Annotated in this window: 18 protein-coding genes; 7 read left to right on the forward strand and 11 right to left on the reverse strand. The window is 73.2% G+C overall.

What is annotated here, in order from left to right; genetic code table 11:
• Window positions 1-37: 37 nt before the first annotated feature.
• The 10 genes from ACFXOZ_RS24300 to ACFXOZ_RS24345 all read right to left on the reverse strand — a co-directional run bounded on the left by ACFXOZ_RS24300 (window position 38) and on the right by ACFXOZ_RS24345 (window position 7,333).
• A complete protein-coding gene (locus tag ACFXOZ_RS24300; RefSeq protein ID WP_380592588.1) occupies window positions 38-529 on the reverse strand; it encodes an AAA family ATPase in 492 nt (163 codons plus the stop codon).
• 131 nt (window positions 530-660) lie between these two features.
• Window positions 661-1,440, reverse strand: coding sequence for a hypothetical protein (locus ACFXOZ_RS24305; protein WP_380592590.1), 780 nt, complete (start codon window positions 1,438-1,440; stop codon window positions 661-663).
• 8 nt (window positions 1,441-1,448) lie between these two features.
• Window positions 1,449-1,979 carry a hypothetical protein gene (locus ACFXOZ_RS24310; protein ID WP_380592592.1) on the reverse strand — a complete coding sequence of 177 codons (531 nt, stop codon included), beginning with the start codon at window positions 1,977-1,979 and terminating at the stop codon, window positions 1,449-1,451.
• A gap of 221 nt (window positions 1,980-2,200) precedes the next feature.
• Window positions 2,201-4,411, reverse strand: a complete 2,211-nt coding sequence (locus tag ACFXOZ_RS24315; protein WP_380592594.1) for a hypothetical protein — start codon at window positions 4,409-4,411, stop codon at window positions 2,201-2,203.
• A gap of 215 nt (window positions 4,412-4,626) precedes the next feature.
• Window positions 4,627-5,976: a hypothetical protein gene (locus ACFXOZ_RS24320; RefSeq protein ID WP_380592596.1), complete on the reverse strand. Its 1,350-nt coding sequence runs from the start codon at window positions 5,974-5,976 to the stop codon at window positions 4,627-4,629.
• On the reverse strand, window positions 5,973-6,440 hold the full coding sequence (locus ACFXOZ_RS24325) for a hypothetical protein (protein ID WP_380592598.1): 468 nt from the start codon (window positions 6,438-6,440) through the stop codon (window positions 5,973-5,975). Before ACFXOZ_RS24325 ends, ACFXOZ_RS24320 begins: the two co-directional genes overlap by 4 nt.
• The gene (locus tag ACFXOZ_RS24330) at window positions 6,437-6,631 is read right to left on the reverse strand and encodes a hypothetical protein (protein WP_380592600.1); all 195 of its coding nucleotides are present in this window, start codon (window positions 6,629-6,631) and stop codon (window positions 6,437-6,439) included. The genes ACFXOZ_RS24325 and ACFXOZ_RS24330 overlap by 4 nt, the downstream gene beginning before the upstream one ends.
• The gene (locus ACFXOZ_RS24335) at window positions 6,628-6,771 is read right to left on the reverse strand and encodes a hypothetical protein (protein ID WP_380592602.1); all 144 of its coding nucleotides are present in this window, start codon (window positions 6,769-6,771) and stop codon (window positions 6,628-6,630) included. The genes ACFXOZ_RS24330 and ACFXOZ_RS24335 overlap by 4 nt, the downstream gene beginning before the upstream one ends.
• A complete protein-coding gene (locus ACFXOZ_RS24340) occupies window positions 6,768-7,016 on the reverse strand; it encodes a hypothetical protein (protein WP_380592603.1) in 249 nt (82 codons plus the stop codon). The genes ACFXOZ_RS24335 and ACFXOZ_RS24340 overlap by 4 nt, the downstream gene beginning before the upstream one ends.
• Window positions 7,013-7,333: a hypothetical protein gene (locus ACFXOZ_RS24345; RefSeq protein ID WP_380592605.1), complete on the reverse strand. Its 321-nt coding sequence runs from the start codon at window positions 7,331-7,333 to the stop codon at window positions 7,013-7,015. The genes ACFXOZ_RS24340 and ACFXOZ_RS24345 overlap by 4 nt, the downstream gene beginning before the upstream one ends.
• Before the next feature lie 301 nt (window positions 7,334-7,634).
• Between ACFXOZ_RS24345 and ACFXOZ_RS24350 the strand changes: the two genes are divergently transcribed.
• The 7 genes from ACFXOZ_RS24350 (at window position 7,635) to ACFXOZ_RS24380 (ending at window position 14,605) form a co-directional block, all read left to right on the forward strand.
• Window positions 7,635-8,438, forward strand: a complete 804-nt coding sequence (locus ACFXOZ_RS24350; RefSeq protein ID WP_380592607.1) for a GntR family transcriptional regulator — start codon at window positions 7,635-7,637, stop codon at window positions 8,436-8,438.
• 38 nt (window positions 8,439-8,476) lie between these two features.
• Complete coding sequence (locus tag ACFXOZ_RS24355) at window positions 8,477-8,722, forward strand: helix-turn-helix domain-containing protein (RefSeq protein WP_380592609.1); 246 nt, start codon at window positions 8,477-8,479, stop codon at window positions 8,720-8,722.
• A 477-nt stretch (window positions 8,723-9,199) separates the two neighbouring features.
• Window positions 9,200-9,457 (forward strand): hypothetical protein, encoded by a 258-nt coding sequence (locus ACFXOZ_RS24360; protein WP_380592611.1) that lies wholly within the window; start codon window positions 9,200-9,202, stop codon window positions 9,455-9,457.
• Entirely contained in the window at window positions 9,454-10,926 is a 1,473-nt protein-coding gene (locus tag ACFXOZ_RS24365) for a hypothetical protein (protein WP_380592613.1), read from the forward strand. Before ACFXOZ_RS24360 ends, ACFXOZ_RS24365 begins: the two co-directional genes overlap by 4 nt.
• 202 nt (window positions 10,927-11,128) lie before the next feature.
• Complete coding sequence (locus ACFXOZ_RS24370; RefSeq protein ID WP_380592615.1) at window positions 11,129-11,578, forward strand: hypothetical protein; 450 nt, start codon at window positions 11,129-11,131, stop codon at window positions 11,576-11,578.
• A gap of 1,213 nt (window positions 11,579-12,791) precedes the next feature.
• Window positions 12,792-13,352 (forward strand): hypothetical protein, encoded by a 561-nt coding sequence (locus tag ACFXOZ_RS24375; protein WP_380592617.1) that lies wholly within the window; start codon window positions 12,792-12,794, stop codon window positions 13,350-13,352.
• Window positions 13,349-14,605, forward strand: coding sequence for a hypothetical protein (locus tag ACFXOZ_RS24380; RefSeq protein WP_380592618.1), 1,257 nt, complete (start codon window positions 13,349-13,351; stop codon window positions 14,603-14,605). Before ACFXOZ_RS24375 ends, ACFXOZ_RS24380 begins: the two co-directional genes overlap by 4 nt.
• Before the next feature lie 19 nt (window positions 14,606-14,624).
• Here the strand turns inward: ACFXOZ_RS24380 and ACFXOZ_RS24385 are convergent, their stop codons facing one another.
• The gene (locus tag ACFXOZ_RS24385) at window positions 14,625-15,188 is read right to left on the reverse strand and encodes a hypothetical protein (RefSeq protein ID WP_380592620.1); all 564 of its coding nucleotides are present in this window, start codon (window positions 15,186-15,188) and stop codon (window positions 14,625-14,627) included.
• Window positions 15,189-15,462: the final 274 nt, after the last annotated feature.

The following is a 15,462-nucleotide window of genomic DNA, read 5'->3' on the forward strand; positions in this document are numbered from 1 at the left end:
CAGGATCTCCGCAGGCCGGCGCGCTGGCGTGGGCCGGTCAGGCGTGGTGACGGATCTCGGTGAAGCCCTCGGTGGGCAGCGCGGCGCGGGCGGCGGCGAGCTGCCCGTGCTGGTTGCGGAGGACGTCCTCGGGCACCCGGGCGCAGGGGGGCCGGCGGGCGTTGCGCGCGATGCACAGGTCGAGCGGGGTGTCGACCAGGACGGCGATCGAGGGGCGTCCGAGGTCTGCGGCGAGTTTGGCCAGGGCGATCCGGTGGTCCGCGACGAGCGAGGTGTTGTCGGCGAAGGTGGTGACGCCGCGGCGCAAGCGAGCGATGAGGATCTGGTCCTGGAGGAGGACGGCGTCGGCAGTGGCGTCCTGGTCGCCGGGTTCGGAGACGACGGCGCGCAGGTGGTCCAGGCTGACGATCTGGTGCGCGGGGATGTTGGCGGCGCGCAGGAGGGTGGACTTGCCGGAGCCGGCGGGGCCGACGAGGACGACCAGGGCGCCGGGGGTGATGTCGGCGAGTGCGGCGGGGGTCGGGTTCACGGGTGGTCTCCTATGTCTCAGTGGGACAGGCCCGCGGGCGCCGGGCCTGGATGGGATGGGCCGCCTACGGGGCGCCGTGGGCGGCCCTGGTGGCGAACGTTCCGCCGGGACCGCCGGTGGCGCCCCGGGCCTCAGAGGCTGCTGTTCGGTTTGCGGCGTCGGCCGCGGGGGGCCGGGTCGGGGCGGGGGCGGGGTTCGTGCTTGCCGGTGATGGCGACGCGCTGGGTGCGCTGCTGGTCGGCGGCGGCCTGGGCGGTGTGGGTCATGCCGGTGAGGGTGATCTCGTGCTGGCGGGCCGCGTCCTCGGCGCGCTGCTGCTGCTGGGTGGCGAGCAGGGCGTTGTGGGCGGCCTGGTTGCTGGCGGCGATCTGCACGCCGTCGCGGGCGAGGGAGACGGCGTTGCTGCCGGCCTTGGCGATGTCGCCGACGGCACGGGCGCCGTTCCCGGCGGCTCCGGCGATCTGGCCGACCGCGCCGACGGTGGCGGTGACGGTGTTGAGCCCGGCGACCAGGACGCCGCCGAGTCCGGGTCCGGCCTTCGCCGCGCCGCGGGTGCCGAGGGCGGGTGCGGGGCCTCCGGCGAGGGCGGACGGGCCCTTGGCGGGGACGGTCTTCTTCGGGTTCTTGGGGGGCCGGGCGGCGATCCCGGCGAGCTTCGGGCCGTCGAGGGTGAGCTCGAACCGGCCGCGGCCGGGCATGGCCTTGAGCGCCTTGTTGGTGACGGCGGGGTGGGTGAACTGGTGGGCGTCGTCGGCGCCGCACGTGAGGGTGGCGAGGTCGCCCTTGGGGGTGAGGGTGATGGTGTGGCCGTGGCCCTTGCCGGTGTCCTTGCAGGCCGGGCAGGCGAGGGGGGTTCCGTCGATGGTGAGCGGGCCGAGGATGCGGACGGCGCTGCTGCCGAAGCCGAACACGGTGCCTCCTACTTCTCGATGCGGATGGTCTGGGTGATGGTCTGGGTGATCGTCTGGACGACCTCGACGGTGGGGCTGGACTTCTTGGTGCCGGAGCCGAGCACCTTGGCGAGGAGGACCAGGGCGAAGGCGGCGCCGCCGACCTCCAGGCCGAGCTTGAGGAGCTCGCCGAGGGCGGAGGCGAGGGAGCCGACTGCGGCCTCGGCGAGTGGGGCCAGGGCGAGCGCGCCGCCGGTGAGGCCGAGCCCGACGGTGCCCTTGACCATCCACGGCTCGACCAGGCGGGGCCGCTCGACGACGGCCGACGCGGTGGCAGCCGGGGCAGCGAGGGTGGCACGGGTCTGCTCGGCGGCCTGCTCGACGGCGGCGAGGGCCACGGCCGTCTCGACGCTGTCGGCGTAGACGTAGCGCAGGCCGCCACCGGGGTCCTTGACCTCGTAGACACCGGGGACGGCGGTGGTGCTCGCCGCGGCGGTGTCGAGCGGGGTGTCGAAAGGGGGGACGAGCTCGACGGCGGGGCGGCGGGTGGTGCTGTCCATGATCGCGTCCTTGATCGCTGAGGGGTCGTAGCGACCCCTTGCCGGGGGGGTGGATTTGTGCCTATTTGCCCTGGTCAGAGGCCCTCCGGAGGGGGCTCCGACCCCTCGGCGACCCCTACGGTTCCGGGAGGGGTCCGGGCCTTCGGGGCAGGGGTGGCGGAGGGGGCCGACCTGGGGGTTTGACCCCCTCCGAGGGGTCGGGCGAGGGGTGTTTCGCCCCGTTATGCCGCAAGTGCGAGGCGCAGGGCGGCGAGGGTGTAGCCCTTGCCCGCCTTGCCCGCGAGGTTGGTCACGTCGCCGGTCTTGAGCTCGCGCTCGGTGTTGCGCAGCGCGCTCGCGATCTCCTTCGCGAGGGCGGCGCTCATCCGGCCGTAGTGGGTGGCCTCGGCGACGTCGGCCGGGCGGGCCCACTTCGGGTCCAGCTCGCCGAGGAGGTCCAGCACCTCGTAGGTGCCGATCTCCTCGACCTCGCGGCCGGCCCGCTGGGCGGCGGTCTCGAAAGCTTGGAGGAGAAGGTGCAGGATGCTGCCCGCCTGGACGATGCCGCGGGCGGCGTACCCGGCGAGGGTGCTCGCCTGGATGCGCAGCTCCCGGCCGCGCAGGCAGATCTCCTCGAACTGCTCGGGGGTGATGCGGTCGACCTGGACGCGCTCGGCACCGGCCTCCTCGGCGAGGACGCCCACGCCGATGATGCCGAGGCCGGCTGCGGAGTGGCCGCGCTTGGCCATGCCGTCGCCGAGGATCATGTCCGAGCTGGTGTCGTCCACGGTGTGCACCGAGTAGCGCTTGAGGATCACATCGCGGAACGCGGTCGGCACGCTCTTGGCGTCGGGGCGCTGGGCGGCGGCGATGACGATCAGGCCGCAGGCCCGGCCCCGGCGGATCAGCCGGGCGAGCTTCTCGACCAGGGCGTCGAATTCCTTCTTGCCCTCGCTCATCGCGAGGAGCGCGCCGAACGCCTCCTGGATCTCGTCGATGATCAGCGCCAGGACCGGCATGCCGTGCTCGGCGGCGAGCTTCGGCGTCAGCCGCATCTCGGGGCGGAGCTTCTTCGGCAGGGAGCGGATCAGCCCGAACCGGCGGTCCATCTCGTCGATGAGCTTGTCGACCAGGCCCACGAACCGGTGCACGGCGGTGGGGTCGGCGCCGATGATGACCTCGGTGGCGACCTCTTCCAGGGCCTCCCAGTCCGCACCGCCCTTGAAGTCGGCCAGCAGCACCTGGGCGTGCGGGTCGAGGACGACTGCGGCGGCCGGCACCCGCATGGCGCTGGTCTTCCCGAAGCCCTGCGCCCCGCCGAACAGCATGGAGCTCCACAGGAGCTGGATGGAGCGGACGGCGCCGCGCCGGTTGACGCCGAACGGCAGGAGGTCCCACACGCTCCACTGCTTCGCGGCGACCAGGGGGGAGGTGCGGGCGGCGTCGGAGAACGGGACCTTCTTCGCGCACCAGATCGAGACCTGGTTCTCGGGGCCGTCCTGGGCGATGTCCATCTGCTCGGCGGACAGGCCGAGCGATCCGGCGATCTTCTGGCGCTTGGCGATGATGTCGGCGGCGATGATCCGCGACGGCAGGGTGTAGCGGTGGGTGGTCGCGCCGTTCTTGTCCCGGTCCACCGGCCCGTACGGGCGCAGCTGCTCGTCCTGCCTGAGGAGTCCGTGGGTGCGCAGTGCGGCGTCGATCCGCTCGTCCGTGACGGGGCCGTGGTCGGCCGGCAGGGCGTCCAGGAACCGGTAGACGTCGGCAGCGACGTCGGCGGAGCCCTGGGTCTTGTCGCGGTAGCCGAGGGTGGCGAGGGTGGCGGCGATGGTGGCCAGCAGCGGCCCGGCGACGATCCACGCGCCGACCATGGCGGTGACCACGGCGGTGGTGATGCCCAGGCCGGCCATGGCGGACGCGGCGACGAACCGCCTGCTGGTGACGCGGTCCTTGGAGACGTCGGACTTCTCGGTGCGCAGTTGGAGGACGCGGGCGCCGTCGCGGGCCTTCTTCGCGCTGCGGATCGCGTCGTTGTACTCCCAGGCGAGGGCGTGGTGCAGGTAGGAGTGGGTGGCGGCGCGGGTTCCGTGGCCGGTGAGGACGGCGATGCGGGCCGCGTACACGGGGGTGCGCATGCCGTGGAAGATGATCCGGTAGGCGGCCATGTCGCGCTGCTGGCGCAGGACCCCGGCGAGGGTCTCGGTGTTGAGCGCCCATTCGGGCAGGGCGCGGACGGCCGCGGTGCGCAGCCAGCCGTGGGGGGCGGGGGCGGTCGGCTCGACCAGCGTGCCGACCGTCGCCCCGGCGCGGCCGGCCTCGGAGAGCTCGGCCTCGGTCTGCATCGCGGTCTCCAGCTCGGCGAGCTGCTCCACGGTGAAGTGCTTGCTCATGTCGATCTTGCCGGGCTGGTCGTCGGCGGGGCCCGGGGTGGGGTTCGGGGTGTACTCGGACACGGGGGGCTCCTTCGGAAGCGCTGGGGAGGGGAGGCGGGGCGTCGTGCTGTCGTGCTGTGCAGCTCTCTTGCCTGGCTGCTGTCGTGCTGGTGTTCTCCGCGGGGCCCGGCTGGCGGTGCGGCCGGGCGGCGTCGGGGGGGGTGGGGCGGGGTTGCCTTCCCGTGGGCCCGAGCCCTTCGCCGGGTGGCGCTGCCCCGCCCTACGCTGCGTGACGTCTACTGGTCGTTGCGCTCGGCGAGGATCGCGTCGCGCACCCGCTGGGCGTAGACCTTGTTCTTGCCGAGGAGCTTGGCGACGGCGGGGGTGGAGAACTCCGCGCTGGTCCCTTCGATCGCCTTGGCGAAGGTGCGGGCCTTGCTCAGGTCGTCCTCCGCGAGGGGCTCGACGGCCCCCTTGTGGGGCGAGCGTCCGGTCGCCTTCTTCCCAATCCCCCCAAGGGCTCCGAGGGACTTGGAGGCGCCATTGGAGGGGCCGCCGGAGGGAGCGCTCGGGGCGGTCGCGGCGGGGGTGCCGCCGTCGGTGTCGTCGCCGCCGAGGATCTCCATCAGCTCGCGGTCCAGGTCCCGGTACACCGACCGCTCGGTGACCAGGGCGAGCACGTCGGCGAGCTTGGCGTCGGCGTCGACGATCGACCGGTACGTCGACTCCGTGTAACCGAGCGGGGCGCGGTGGACCCGGGACCAGGCGTCCGCCCAGGCGGCCTCGCGGCCGACACTGCCCCGGGGCGCGGCGGTCAGGATCTGCTCGAACTCGGCCCACACCGCCGGCTGCGCCGTGCGGCGCTTCGCCTCGTGCTCGCGGTCGAGCTTGGCCTCCGCCTCGGCCTTCTTCGCCTTGGCCTTGTCGGCGGCGCGCTGCGCCCGGTCGCGGGAGTCGACGGCGGCCCGGGAGTCCATCCACTCGCGCAGCTCCCACAGGAGCGGGGCCAGCAGTGAGAACGCCCCGAGGGTGGTGCCGGCGACCAGGCCGAAGTCCGCGGAGGTGTGGGTGAAGTTGATCCACCCGGCGAAGCCGGCGAGGCCTGCGGTCAGTCCCCAGAACGGGGCGAGGGGCAGGCCCTTGCGCCGGGCCCAGCTCGTGCCGCAGACGCCGACCCACGCGAGGAGTTCCAGGCCGAGCGGGGCCGGGGCGAGCAGCCAGGCCGGGCCGGCGCTCTCCTGCCCGGCCTTGTGCAGCCCGAGGAAGTAGGAGAGCTGGGCAGGCAGCGAGACGGCGAGCAGGACGATCACGGCGACCAGGGTCATCCGCTTGAAGACGAACCCGCCCTCGGCGCGGGCCTCGGCCCGCTTCGCCTTCCGCCGCTCGGCGGCGTCCGTGGCGGCGTCGTCCTGCTCGCGCTGGACCTCGGCGAGCCGGGCCCGCAACCGGGTCTGCTTGATCTCCTCGGCCAGGTTCGCGGTCTGCGCCTCGGCCTCGGCGCGCCCCGCGTTGATCGCGCTGTTCGCCGCGAACGCCTCGGCCTTCGCCTTGGTCAGCACCGCATCGGCGGACGCCCGCTCGGCCGCGGCCTCCTGAGTCTTGGCGTCGGCGTGCCGTTCCTCCCAGGACCGGTACGAGCTGCTCATCGGGTCTCCTCGGACGGGTCGATGGCGCGGGCCTCGGCAACGAGCGGGCAGCCGACGGACGGCGTGCCGGCCGGGCAGTCGCAGCGGCCGAGGGCGTGGGCGAAGTGGGCGGCGTCCTCAGCGTGGACCAGGCCGTCGTCCTCGGGCTCGGGCACGAGCACCTGGTCGATCTCGGCGGGGTCCATGCCGAGCTCCGTCAGGGTGCGGCGGATGTCGGGGCGGACCTCGTCCGCGGTGAGCGGCTCGGGCCGGTAGCCGTAGCGCCACCAGGCGCGGGCCGAGAGGTCGGCGCCGAGGGAGACCAGCAGGGTGACGGTCGCCGTGGTCGGGGTGACGTGCTGCTCGACCGCCTGCGGGTTGACGGCCCACCCGGCACCGAGGAGCGCGGCCAGGACGAGGGCCTTGTTGGTGGAGCCCACGACGGTCAGCGCGGCGGTGCGGGCGGCGGTGGCGATCTTCTTCACTGGGTGCTCCCGTTCGGGTCGGTCGGGGCGACGGTGTGGCGGGCGACGGCCGCACGGCTCGCGCGGGCGGCCGGGGTGTCGGGGTCGAGGTTCGGGAGGCCTCGGCGGGGGTGGACCTGGCGCCAGAGGGCGAGCACCCGGGCGGTCTCCGCGTCGTGCGCGGTGCCGGCCGGGGCGGTCCGGGCGTTCACGGCCGACCCGCGATCAGCCGGGCGAACGGCCGCCCGGCGTCGATCCGGTTGGCGTCGCGGCCGGTCAGGGCCCATCCTCGCGTCGTGCTGTCGTGCTCCGCCGTTTTCGTGCTGCGGGGCTGCGCGGTGGTCGTGCTCACAAGTTGCTCCCCGCGGGGGCGCGCCGGACCTTGAAGTTCGCCGGGTGCTCGGCGTGCGGGGCGTGGTGGGCGACGACGTCCAGGGCGAGGACGGCCAGGACGACCGGCACCAGGAGCAGCCGGGCGCCGGCGGAGATCTGCACGCCGAGCAGCCACAGGGCCAGGACGACCGGGGCGATCATCTTGAGGCGGACGGCGATGCCGACGAACAGCTCGCGCGGGCCGGGCAGGTCGGTGGTGGTCACGCCGCGGCCCTCCCGGAATCGGTGGTGCGGGTCGGCTGGGCCGGGAACGGGATCACCTGGCGGTCGAGCTCGACGTCGACCGCGACCTCGCCGAGGTAGAGGCCGACGGGGTCCTCGGCGAGCATGTCCCGCGCGGCGTCCAGGCGGGCGGCCTTCTCACCGGCGCTCTCGTCGATCAGGTCGTCCGCGAAGGCGAACAGGTCGACGCCGAGCAGGACGGCGAGCTCCTGGAGCTCGTCCGTGCTGGCCACCGGGGCAGCCGAGAAGTTCATGGCGGATTCGGCCCGCAGGGCGGGACCGGGCATGATGGTGTGCACGGTGTTGATCACATCCTCAGTCGCTTGAGGGTTGATCCGCCGAGCTGCGGGCCTCGGGGTGCGATCCCGGGAGCCCGCAGTGCCGTTTCCGGCATGGCGGTAGTGCGGATTCCGCGCCTTCCGTCGGGGTGCGATCCCGTCGTTTGGCGACGTGATGACTCTGGCACTGCCAGTGATTCCATGTCAACAGTCCAGTACTGTTCGCGTGTCGCGTTGACTACAGTCCAGTACTGTTCGCGTGTCGGGGCTAGCTCAGTCCTGTACTGCTGCGGTATAACTTGGCCCGACGAAAGGAGTCGGTGTGTCCAGCCGCTATGAGGAAATCGCCGCTGATCTGCGCAGGCGGATCAACGGGGGAGAGTTCGCCGCGGGGTCCACCCTCCCCGACTACGACGGGCTGACCAGCGAGTACGGGGTCGGACGGGTCACGATCACCAACGCCATCGACATTCTGCAGGCCGAGGGCCTGGTCCGTCCGGTGAAGCGCGTCGGCCTGGTGGTGAGAATCCCGGGAGAGCGCCGGCGGGTCCGACGCGGCAGCGCAATCATGCGTGACCCCCAGCGGGGGTACATCTTCCCGGCCGCCTCCAGCCCGGGCGAGCCCTGGGTCGTCCACGGCCGCCCGAAGGCCTCGGACGAGCCGCTCCCCGCAGACGTGGCCGAGCACTTCGGTGTGGCCCCGGGGACACTGGCGACTCGCCGACGGCGGGTCACCTCGCCGGCCGGGGAGGGCCCCTTCCAGATCGCCGACGCCTGGATTCCCGAGGCTGTGGCGGCTGAGGCCCCGCAGGCGGCGGATCCGGTGACCGGTCCGGGTGGGTACCTCGACCGGATCGAAGAGGCCGGGCACGGCCCCCTGGAGTGGACCGAGTACACCCGGCCCCGGCTTCCGTCGAAGGATGAGGCCAAATTGCTGGAGATCCCGGTCGTGATGCCGGTCCTGCAGGTGCTCACCGTGGGCGTCTCCGCGAAGACGAAGACCGCCGTTGAAGCCTCGGTGCGGGTCATCCCGGGGGATCGGGTGGAAGTGGTCTCCGACCTTCGCCGGGACCGGTCGGCCCGATGGCCGGTTGAGCCCGTGAGCCCCCCGTCCACGGCATCCTGAGTACGGACCACCCCCCGAGGATTCAGGAGACCGACACCATGGTCACGACGCTCACCGATCGCCTGGAAGAGTGCTCTGTCAACGCCGAACGGGTGTATGCCGAGCTGGCGGCGCGAGCTACTCGGGGGGATGGCCTGGACCTGATGCCGCTCGTCAAAGACCTGGCCGACAAGCTGGGACTGAGCCGACGGATGGTCACCGACGCGGTGCAGGATCTCACCGACGCTGGCCTGCTGACGACGCGCCGGGTCTATGCTCTGGAAACCGACCGTCTCGGTGAATAGCCAGGCGACCCGGTATGGTGGCTCCCGGTGATCCCTACGTGACCGATGTGGACCACCACCCGTGCTGTGCCCGGCCTGTGCCGGGAAAGTTAAAACCCCCGCGGCATCCTGCCTGCGGGGGTCTAACCGGAACTCGTCTGATCTTGGCGGACGGTTCGAGTTCCCTCAAAAGTCGTCGCACTGGGACGACCTTCGGCTGCGAGCTGCGGTGTGCGGCCCCTTTGGGGACACCTCACCCGCTTCCCAGCGCTGCCTACATGCTACCGGCAGCACGGCCCTGGGAAAACCGCACCCGAAATAGGCACGCCAGTTTTGCGACATCGGAGGCACTGGCGTATGCGTGTGTTCACCTGCCCGACCCCGGCCAGCACTGGCGCCGGGGCCACCGGATGCAGCAGGACTGTGATCAGTCGTTCGGTTGGCGTGTCGCGCCCCCGAACCGTCGGCGGCCGGCCAGGCCTCGGCGGTGGTGACGCGATGACCGGGGCTGCGTTCGGGATCGAAGAGGCCGACGCCGTTCTCCGGGGTGCCCCCGCAAAGGCCGTCACGATCCTCCATGAGATGGCCTCCGGCGGCATCCTAGTGCATGCCCTCGACCACCTGGGCCTGACGCATCTCCTGTTCGCCACCGCCCGTGCTGAGGAAATCACGCCTCAAATTGTCTGGAAGCAGCTGCAGAGCCTGGGCCTCTCGGTCCAGGAGTTCCACGCTTCCCGGGACGGAAGTGCACGGTGAGCGGGTTCGAGTACGACGACGACCAGGGCGAAGAGCTGGTCCCGGATGAGGACTGGCCAACCTTCTTCACGATGGTTCCGGTTTGGCTGCTGCTGTGTGGGTGCAGCGCGCAGGCGTACCGGATGTACGCGTTCCTGGCGGAGCACATCAACCAGCGCGAGCCCGGCAAGCGGATCGCCTGCCCGAAGCAGGTGGCGGTGGCGCGGGTGCTCGGACTCAAGGACGACCGGCAGGTCGCCCGGTACCGGCAGGAGCTGGCGGGGCTGGGCGCGCTCCGGGTGGAGGAGTACCGGTACAACGGCGGGATGCGCCGCGGGTACCGGTACGTCGTGCGGTTCAACCCGCCCGCCGGCTTCGAGGGGCTGCGCTCGCTGCAGGCGTTCTACGAGGCGAACCCGGACGTACGCTCGGCGAAGTCCGAGGGCCGGACCAAGACCGCAAAGACGCTGGAGATCCCGGCGCAGGCCGGGCCGCAGACAGGTAAGAGCGCGGCTCCGGCGGACGGCGCAGCCGCGCCCGGCGCGGCGAAGCCGACCAAGCCGAAGACCGGCAAGCGCGGCAACGTCGCGCTGCCGCCGGAGGTGCTGCAGGTCCTCGGTGCCTTCCCTCAGCCGCTGCGGAACGCGATGAAGGAGACGGCGCACACCGACTCGCCGAAGACGCTGGTGACTGCGGTGACCAAGGCCCTGCAGGGCCGTACCGCCGAGCAGCTGGTCGACCGGGTGTCGCGGCGGTGGTGGCTGCACGGGTACGAGACGAAGTTCGGGGCCGGCGAGCTGAACCGGCCGGTCGGCGTGGCGGTGGCCATGCTGCGGCACGGCGAGTGCCCCGACGCGGGCTGCGAGGACGGCGAGGTGCTGGCCACCGGCGAGCCGTGCCGGCAGTGCATCGAGCGCGGCAAGGACTACCGGGTCGAGCGGGCCGCCACCCGCAAGGCGCAGAAGGAGGCGGCGGCGTCCGCCAGGCGCCGGGTGATGTGCCCGGCCTGCGAGCGCGACCGGGGCACTGACGGTGCGCTCTGCCCGGGCTGCACGCAGGCCTTCGAGCGGGAGATCGCCGAGGCGGCCGATCGGACGGCCGCCGACGTCGCCGCGACGCCGGGCCTGACGCCGGAGCAGGTCGCCGGGGCGCGCGCGCTGGTCCTGTCGCTCGCCGAGCAAGCCCGCGAGCAGGCCTGCGCAGACGGCGCGAACGACCTCGCCCAGCTCCTGGCGGCCCGGATCGCGGCGGAGGGTGCTGCCCGCGACGCCAACCAGGCCCGGGTGGCGTCGGGTTCCGCGCCGCAGGACCGCGTGCCTATCCCGACACCTGCTCTCGACCTGCGGTCGGACCGGGAGCCTGAGCCGTGCCGGGGGGTCAAGCGGGACGGTTCGCCGTGCCACCGCAGCACCGATGCCGAAGACGGCCTGTGCGGGCCCTGCCAGGGCGCGCAGCGCGCCAAGGCCGAGGACTTCGCCACTGTCTGCTGACTCAGCACCGCTCCGACCCGGTCCGGCCGCCTTGGCCGGGCCGGGATTCGGCGTGCCCGCAGGTCAACCACCACAGGCTCGTTAGCTCCGACAGGTCCAACGCGGACGCCGTGCGGAACCAACGGCCGCCTGCCCCGGGCTGCCGGTCGTATGGGACAACGGCCCGTTGGCCGTCACGGCACAACGGTCGTACGGTCCGATTGTGGGTGACAGCCGGCGATGCCAGTGGTGCCGGGCACCGCTGACCGGTGGCCCGGGTCAGCGGTACTGCCCGCGGCCGCGCACCTGCCGCCAGTCCGCCTATGCCGCCCGTCGGCGGGCCGCCCGGGCCACCGAGCCGCAGGCGGCGCTCGCCCAGTTCGGCCACGAGCTGCAGCTGCGCGTCGAAGCGATGCGGGAGGTGCTGCTGCAGACCGTCCTCGCGGAGGGCAGGGCGCCCGGCCTGCTGGCCTCGGCGGCCGCCGACGTCGAGCAGCACGTGCGGGACCTGGTGGTGGTTGCCGTACTGGCCGAGCGGAGCGCCGGCGCCTCCTGGGCGCGGATCGGGGAGGCGTTCGGCATCAGCGCCGACGCGGCCCGCCACCGCTGGCGCTGGTACGAGATCCGCCGGGCGCCGGCGAAATCGCCTGCCGCCCGGAGCGGTTCGGGGTGACCAACCGGCCGCGAAACCGGCCCGGTTTCGCGGCGCATCCATCGCGGTTTTCGGGCCGTTTTCGCGCAAAACCGCAGGTCACACCGGAGGTGGTGTTTTTGCCACGTCCGGCAGTAGTGAAAATGCCACCTCGCGTGGTGGCGTTTTCGCAGCCGTGCGAGGTGGCAAACACGCCGCGCCAGAACTACACCAAGGTCAACTAGACCAAGTTGACCTAGACCAAAGACGGGTTGCGCCTTCGGCGCGTAGCGCCGGTGAACGCCGTAGGCCATCTACAGGTAGTGGCGCGCGAGCGCTCGATGGCGGCTCCGCCGCGGCCGCCGGCGCGAGCGCCGGAACCGATCCGCCCACCGTCCTCCCCTAACAGGCCCTGGCGCGTCCGGCTGTCTCGGCGGGGACCACCCGCGGTGGTCCCCGCCATACCCACCGAACCCACCGTTGCCGAGGCGACCCCCCGCCCGGAAAGACCAGGTCAGAAACCGCAACCACCGCCGACCCGCACCCGAGTACGACGGGAGGACGGCACGCGGCGCCGCTCAAGGGCGCGAGGGCCTGTTAGGGGTCCTTTGGAGGGCGCGGGGCCGCGTCACCCGATCGGGTGAACGTGGGCGGTGACCTGCGGGTTTGCCCGTGGCCGGGGTCATGACGCGGCCCCGCGCGTCGTGGCTGGCCTCCGTACGGACAGTGGCCGTGGTGGAGAAGCGGAAGACCGGGGAGGGTGCGCGGTGGCCCGGAGTGCCGGTGGTGACCGCCTGACGGGCCGCGCGTGCTCCGTCCCCGCCCGTGCGGCCGTGGCCGGCCGCCCGACCGGTGCCGGGCGCGGCCCGCCGGTGGCTCTGGTCAGGACCAGGCGACCGGGCTCCGCCCGGGCTGACTACGGCGGGGGTCCGGTCGAAAACCGCTGTGCGGCCGCCTGCGGGCCGATCTCGGGTTTGCGCATCGCAGGGGGTGGATGTGGCGCGAGAGGGCGTCAGGGGGCCTCTGGGGCTTCCTCCTGGCGGTCGATCAGGCCCGACGTCAGGCCCCGGTGGTTGGCTGGCCGCGGGACGGGGACGCCGCGGACCCTCGTGTCAGGGATTCCTGACACGCCGACCTTTTGTCAGGAGTTCCTGACGTCACCGACTCGCGTCAGGATCGTTGACGTCTCCGAGTAGCGTTAGGAGAGCTTGACGCCATGGGGCGTCTGTCAGGAGGTATTGACATGGAGCCGGACATGGCAGTGGACGTGCCGGAGGAGGAGCACGTCGGTGAGCTGCTGGCGCTGGCGGGCAGCGGGGCCGAGCTGGACAGCCCATGGCACCGGCACGACGGCCAGAACGGCCGGGCCCGAGCCGTGGCCGGGCGGGCGACCTGCTCGTGCGGCTGGCGCGGGGAGATGGTCGCGCTCGACTTCGCCGACCGGGCCGTGACGGACGGGGTCGGGTCGGAGTGGTACACGGCGTGGGAACAGCACCTCGCCCACGTCGCCGGCGACCAGGTCCCCGAGGACGTCCTGCAGCTGATCGCGCAGTTGCGGCGGCGCCTGCAGGAGCTGACCGTCGAGCGCCCCCTCGCTGGCGTCCGGGCCGCCGACCAGGTCGAGCGGATGGGCCGGACGGTGATGTTCGACGCGGTCAAGGCGGCCCGGGCCGGGCGAGCGAGCTGGCAGGACGTCGGCGATGCCGCCCGGGTCAGCCGGCAGACCGCCCATCAGCGGTTCGCCGCGCTGATGGACGCGCCGACCGGGCGTGGCGTGCGGCAGGCGCCCCGCCGCGGCGAGGGGACCGGCTCGTGACCGTCGACACCGCGCTGACCGGCCGGGCGCTGCTGGCGGCGGCCGCCGCCGAGGTGGCGTCCTGGCCCGCCGTCTCCGACTCCCGCGCCCGCCAGGTCCGGTGGGTGGCCGGCGAGTACGGGCGCGCCCTGGAGCACGCCGACCACCCACTCGGCGACGGCGCCACCCGGGGCGAACTGTTCCGCCGGGTGCCGGTGGACGCCTACCTGGTGCTGGCCCGCAGGGGCGAGCTGCGGGTGCGCGCGGCCCGCGACCCGAAGAAGCCCTCCCCCCACAGTGAGCAGACGCGCGTCGAGGTGCTCGGTCTGCTGGCCACCGCCTGCGAGGCCCTGGCCGAACTGCCCCCGCAGCCGGACCCGCCGAGCAAGGCGCCGGTGGCGCCCCGGCCTCGGGCGCTGCTGCGGGACTCCCTGCACGAACTCGCCGACCGTGCCGACGCCCTGCCCGGGCAGGTGAGGATGCTGGCGATCGGCGCGGTCGTGTCGGACACGGCCGCCCGCTCCGGGGAGCTGTGCGCGGTCACCCTGGAGGACCTGGCGCCCACCCTGGAGGAGGTGCGGCTGCTGCGCCGGCCGCAGGGCCGGGCGGAGGACCAGGCCTACCGGGAGCTCGCCGCCCTGTCCGGGCTGGCCCGGGCCGCGCTGCGGCGCTGGCTGACGGAGCGGCAGGCCCTGATGGCGCGCGTCGGCGGCACCGCGACCGCGCTGTGGGTGAGCCTGCACGCCAACCACCACGACGGCCAGGCCGTCCCGCCCGGCACGCCGCTGATGCCGCGCGGCCTGTCCCGGGCGTGGACGCGGGCGGTCGCCGAGACCAACGACCAGATGGCCGGGGAACCGTCGTGGGCACCGCTGCCCACCCGCATGGAACAGCTGCGGCGCGGCGTGCGCCCGACCGCCACCGAGGCCCCCCGCGAGGTCGACGCCGAGAAGGCGGTCGACCTGCTGGCGGCGGTCACCGCAACCGCCGTGGCCCTGGCGGCCGCCCGGGCCGACGGCGGTGAGGGCTCCACAGCGGAGCTGCGAGCGCGCGTCGCCGCCCGCCAGGCCGTGCGCGACGCCTGGGCCGAGGGCATCGAGCACCACGTGCTCCTGGGCGTGCTCGGCGACGCCGGACTGCGCGAAACCGCCGACCTGGCGGCCGCGGGGTGGGAGCCCGTGCTACTGGCCGCGCTAGACCGGGCGGTGGGATGGGGCCGGCCCCGTCGGGCGGAGCGCACCGGCAACGGCCGCCACGTCCCCGACCACCGGTAGGCCGTGGCCACCGTGGCGACTACAGGAGGGCTTCGCCGGGGCGCAGGTAGCGCACCAGGTGAGGCAGGTACAGGACCGGCCGGCCCGGCGCCGCCTTGATCGAGTACGTGATCCCGCGCCGCTCCCACACGGAAGTGCCCACCAGGTCCATACCCGCCTCCAGGAGCCGCCGGTCGGCCGGGTGGTACACCCACACCACCCGGTGGTAGATGCGGCCGCCTCCCGGGAGCCCCTCGACGGTGAGCACCTCGGCGTCGTCGGTCGCGGCCTCGGCCGCCCTGACCAGCTCGGCGTACGCCGTGTAGAGCGCCCACCGCTCCCGGTCCCAGTCCACCCGCCGCACCTTGGTGTGGCTGCCCAGGACGTTCTCCGTCCACCTCCGCCGCCGGATGCAGCCAAGGCCGGCCAGCACCGCGTCGCGCTGGGCAGCGGTCAGCGGGACCTCCGGGTGCTCAAGCCTCGCCACCGCCACGCCGAGCGGATGGCCGCCCGCATCGTCCAGCTCGAACGTCTCCGAGCGCCCGAAGTCGTCGGGCGTGGGGTACGCGAACACCTCGCACAGTCCCGCCTGATCGCCAGCCACGCCCGGCTCAACGAACCGCCGCCCCGAACGACACCCGCCCCCGGGCCGGCCGCTCTGCAGGACGGTCGACACCAGGCCGGGGGTCGAGGAACATCGGAACGGAAACCGGCGCTAAGCCCGGATCGGTCCAGGTGAGCGGCTGACGGGCCGTCGGTGCCGGGTGGTCGTGAAGTCGTTCCACAGATAACGCCCTATTATCTGCGGTATCACTGAGCGCGACCTGCGGGGACGTCTTCCGCACGCTGCGTGAAGCGACCCTGTTATCTGTGGCAAG

It is taken from the genome of Kitasatospora sp. NPDC059160 (assembly GCF_042755465.1).
GTDB lineage: Bacteria > Actinomycetota > Actinomycetes > Streptomycetales > Streptomycetaceae > Kitasatospora.

Bases quoted from the DNA above. Each gene is read 5' to 3' on its own strand.
- ACFXOZ_RS24320 (WP_380592596.1), bottom strand. From the start codon at position 5,976: ATGAGCAGCTCGTACCGGTCCTGGGAGGAACGGCACGCCGACGCCAAG.
- ACFXOZ_RS24355 (WP_380592609.1), top strand. From the start codon at position 8,477: ATGGTCACGACGCTCACCGATCGCCTGGAAGAGTGCTCTGTCAACGCC.
- ACFXOZ_RS24360 (WP_380592611.1), top strand. From the start codon at position 9,200: ATGACCGGGGCTGCGTTCGGGATCGAAGAGGCCGACGCCGTTCTCCGG.
- ACFXOZ_RS24375 (WP_380592617.1), top strand. From the start codon at position 12,792: ATGGCAGTGGACGTGCCGGAGGAGGAGCACGTCGGTGAGCTGCTGGCG.
- ACFXOZ_RS24310 (WP_380592592.1), bottom strand. From the start codon at position 1,979: ATGGACAGCACCACCCGCCGCCCCGCCGTCGAGCTCGTCCCCCCTTTC.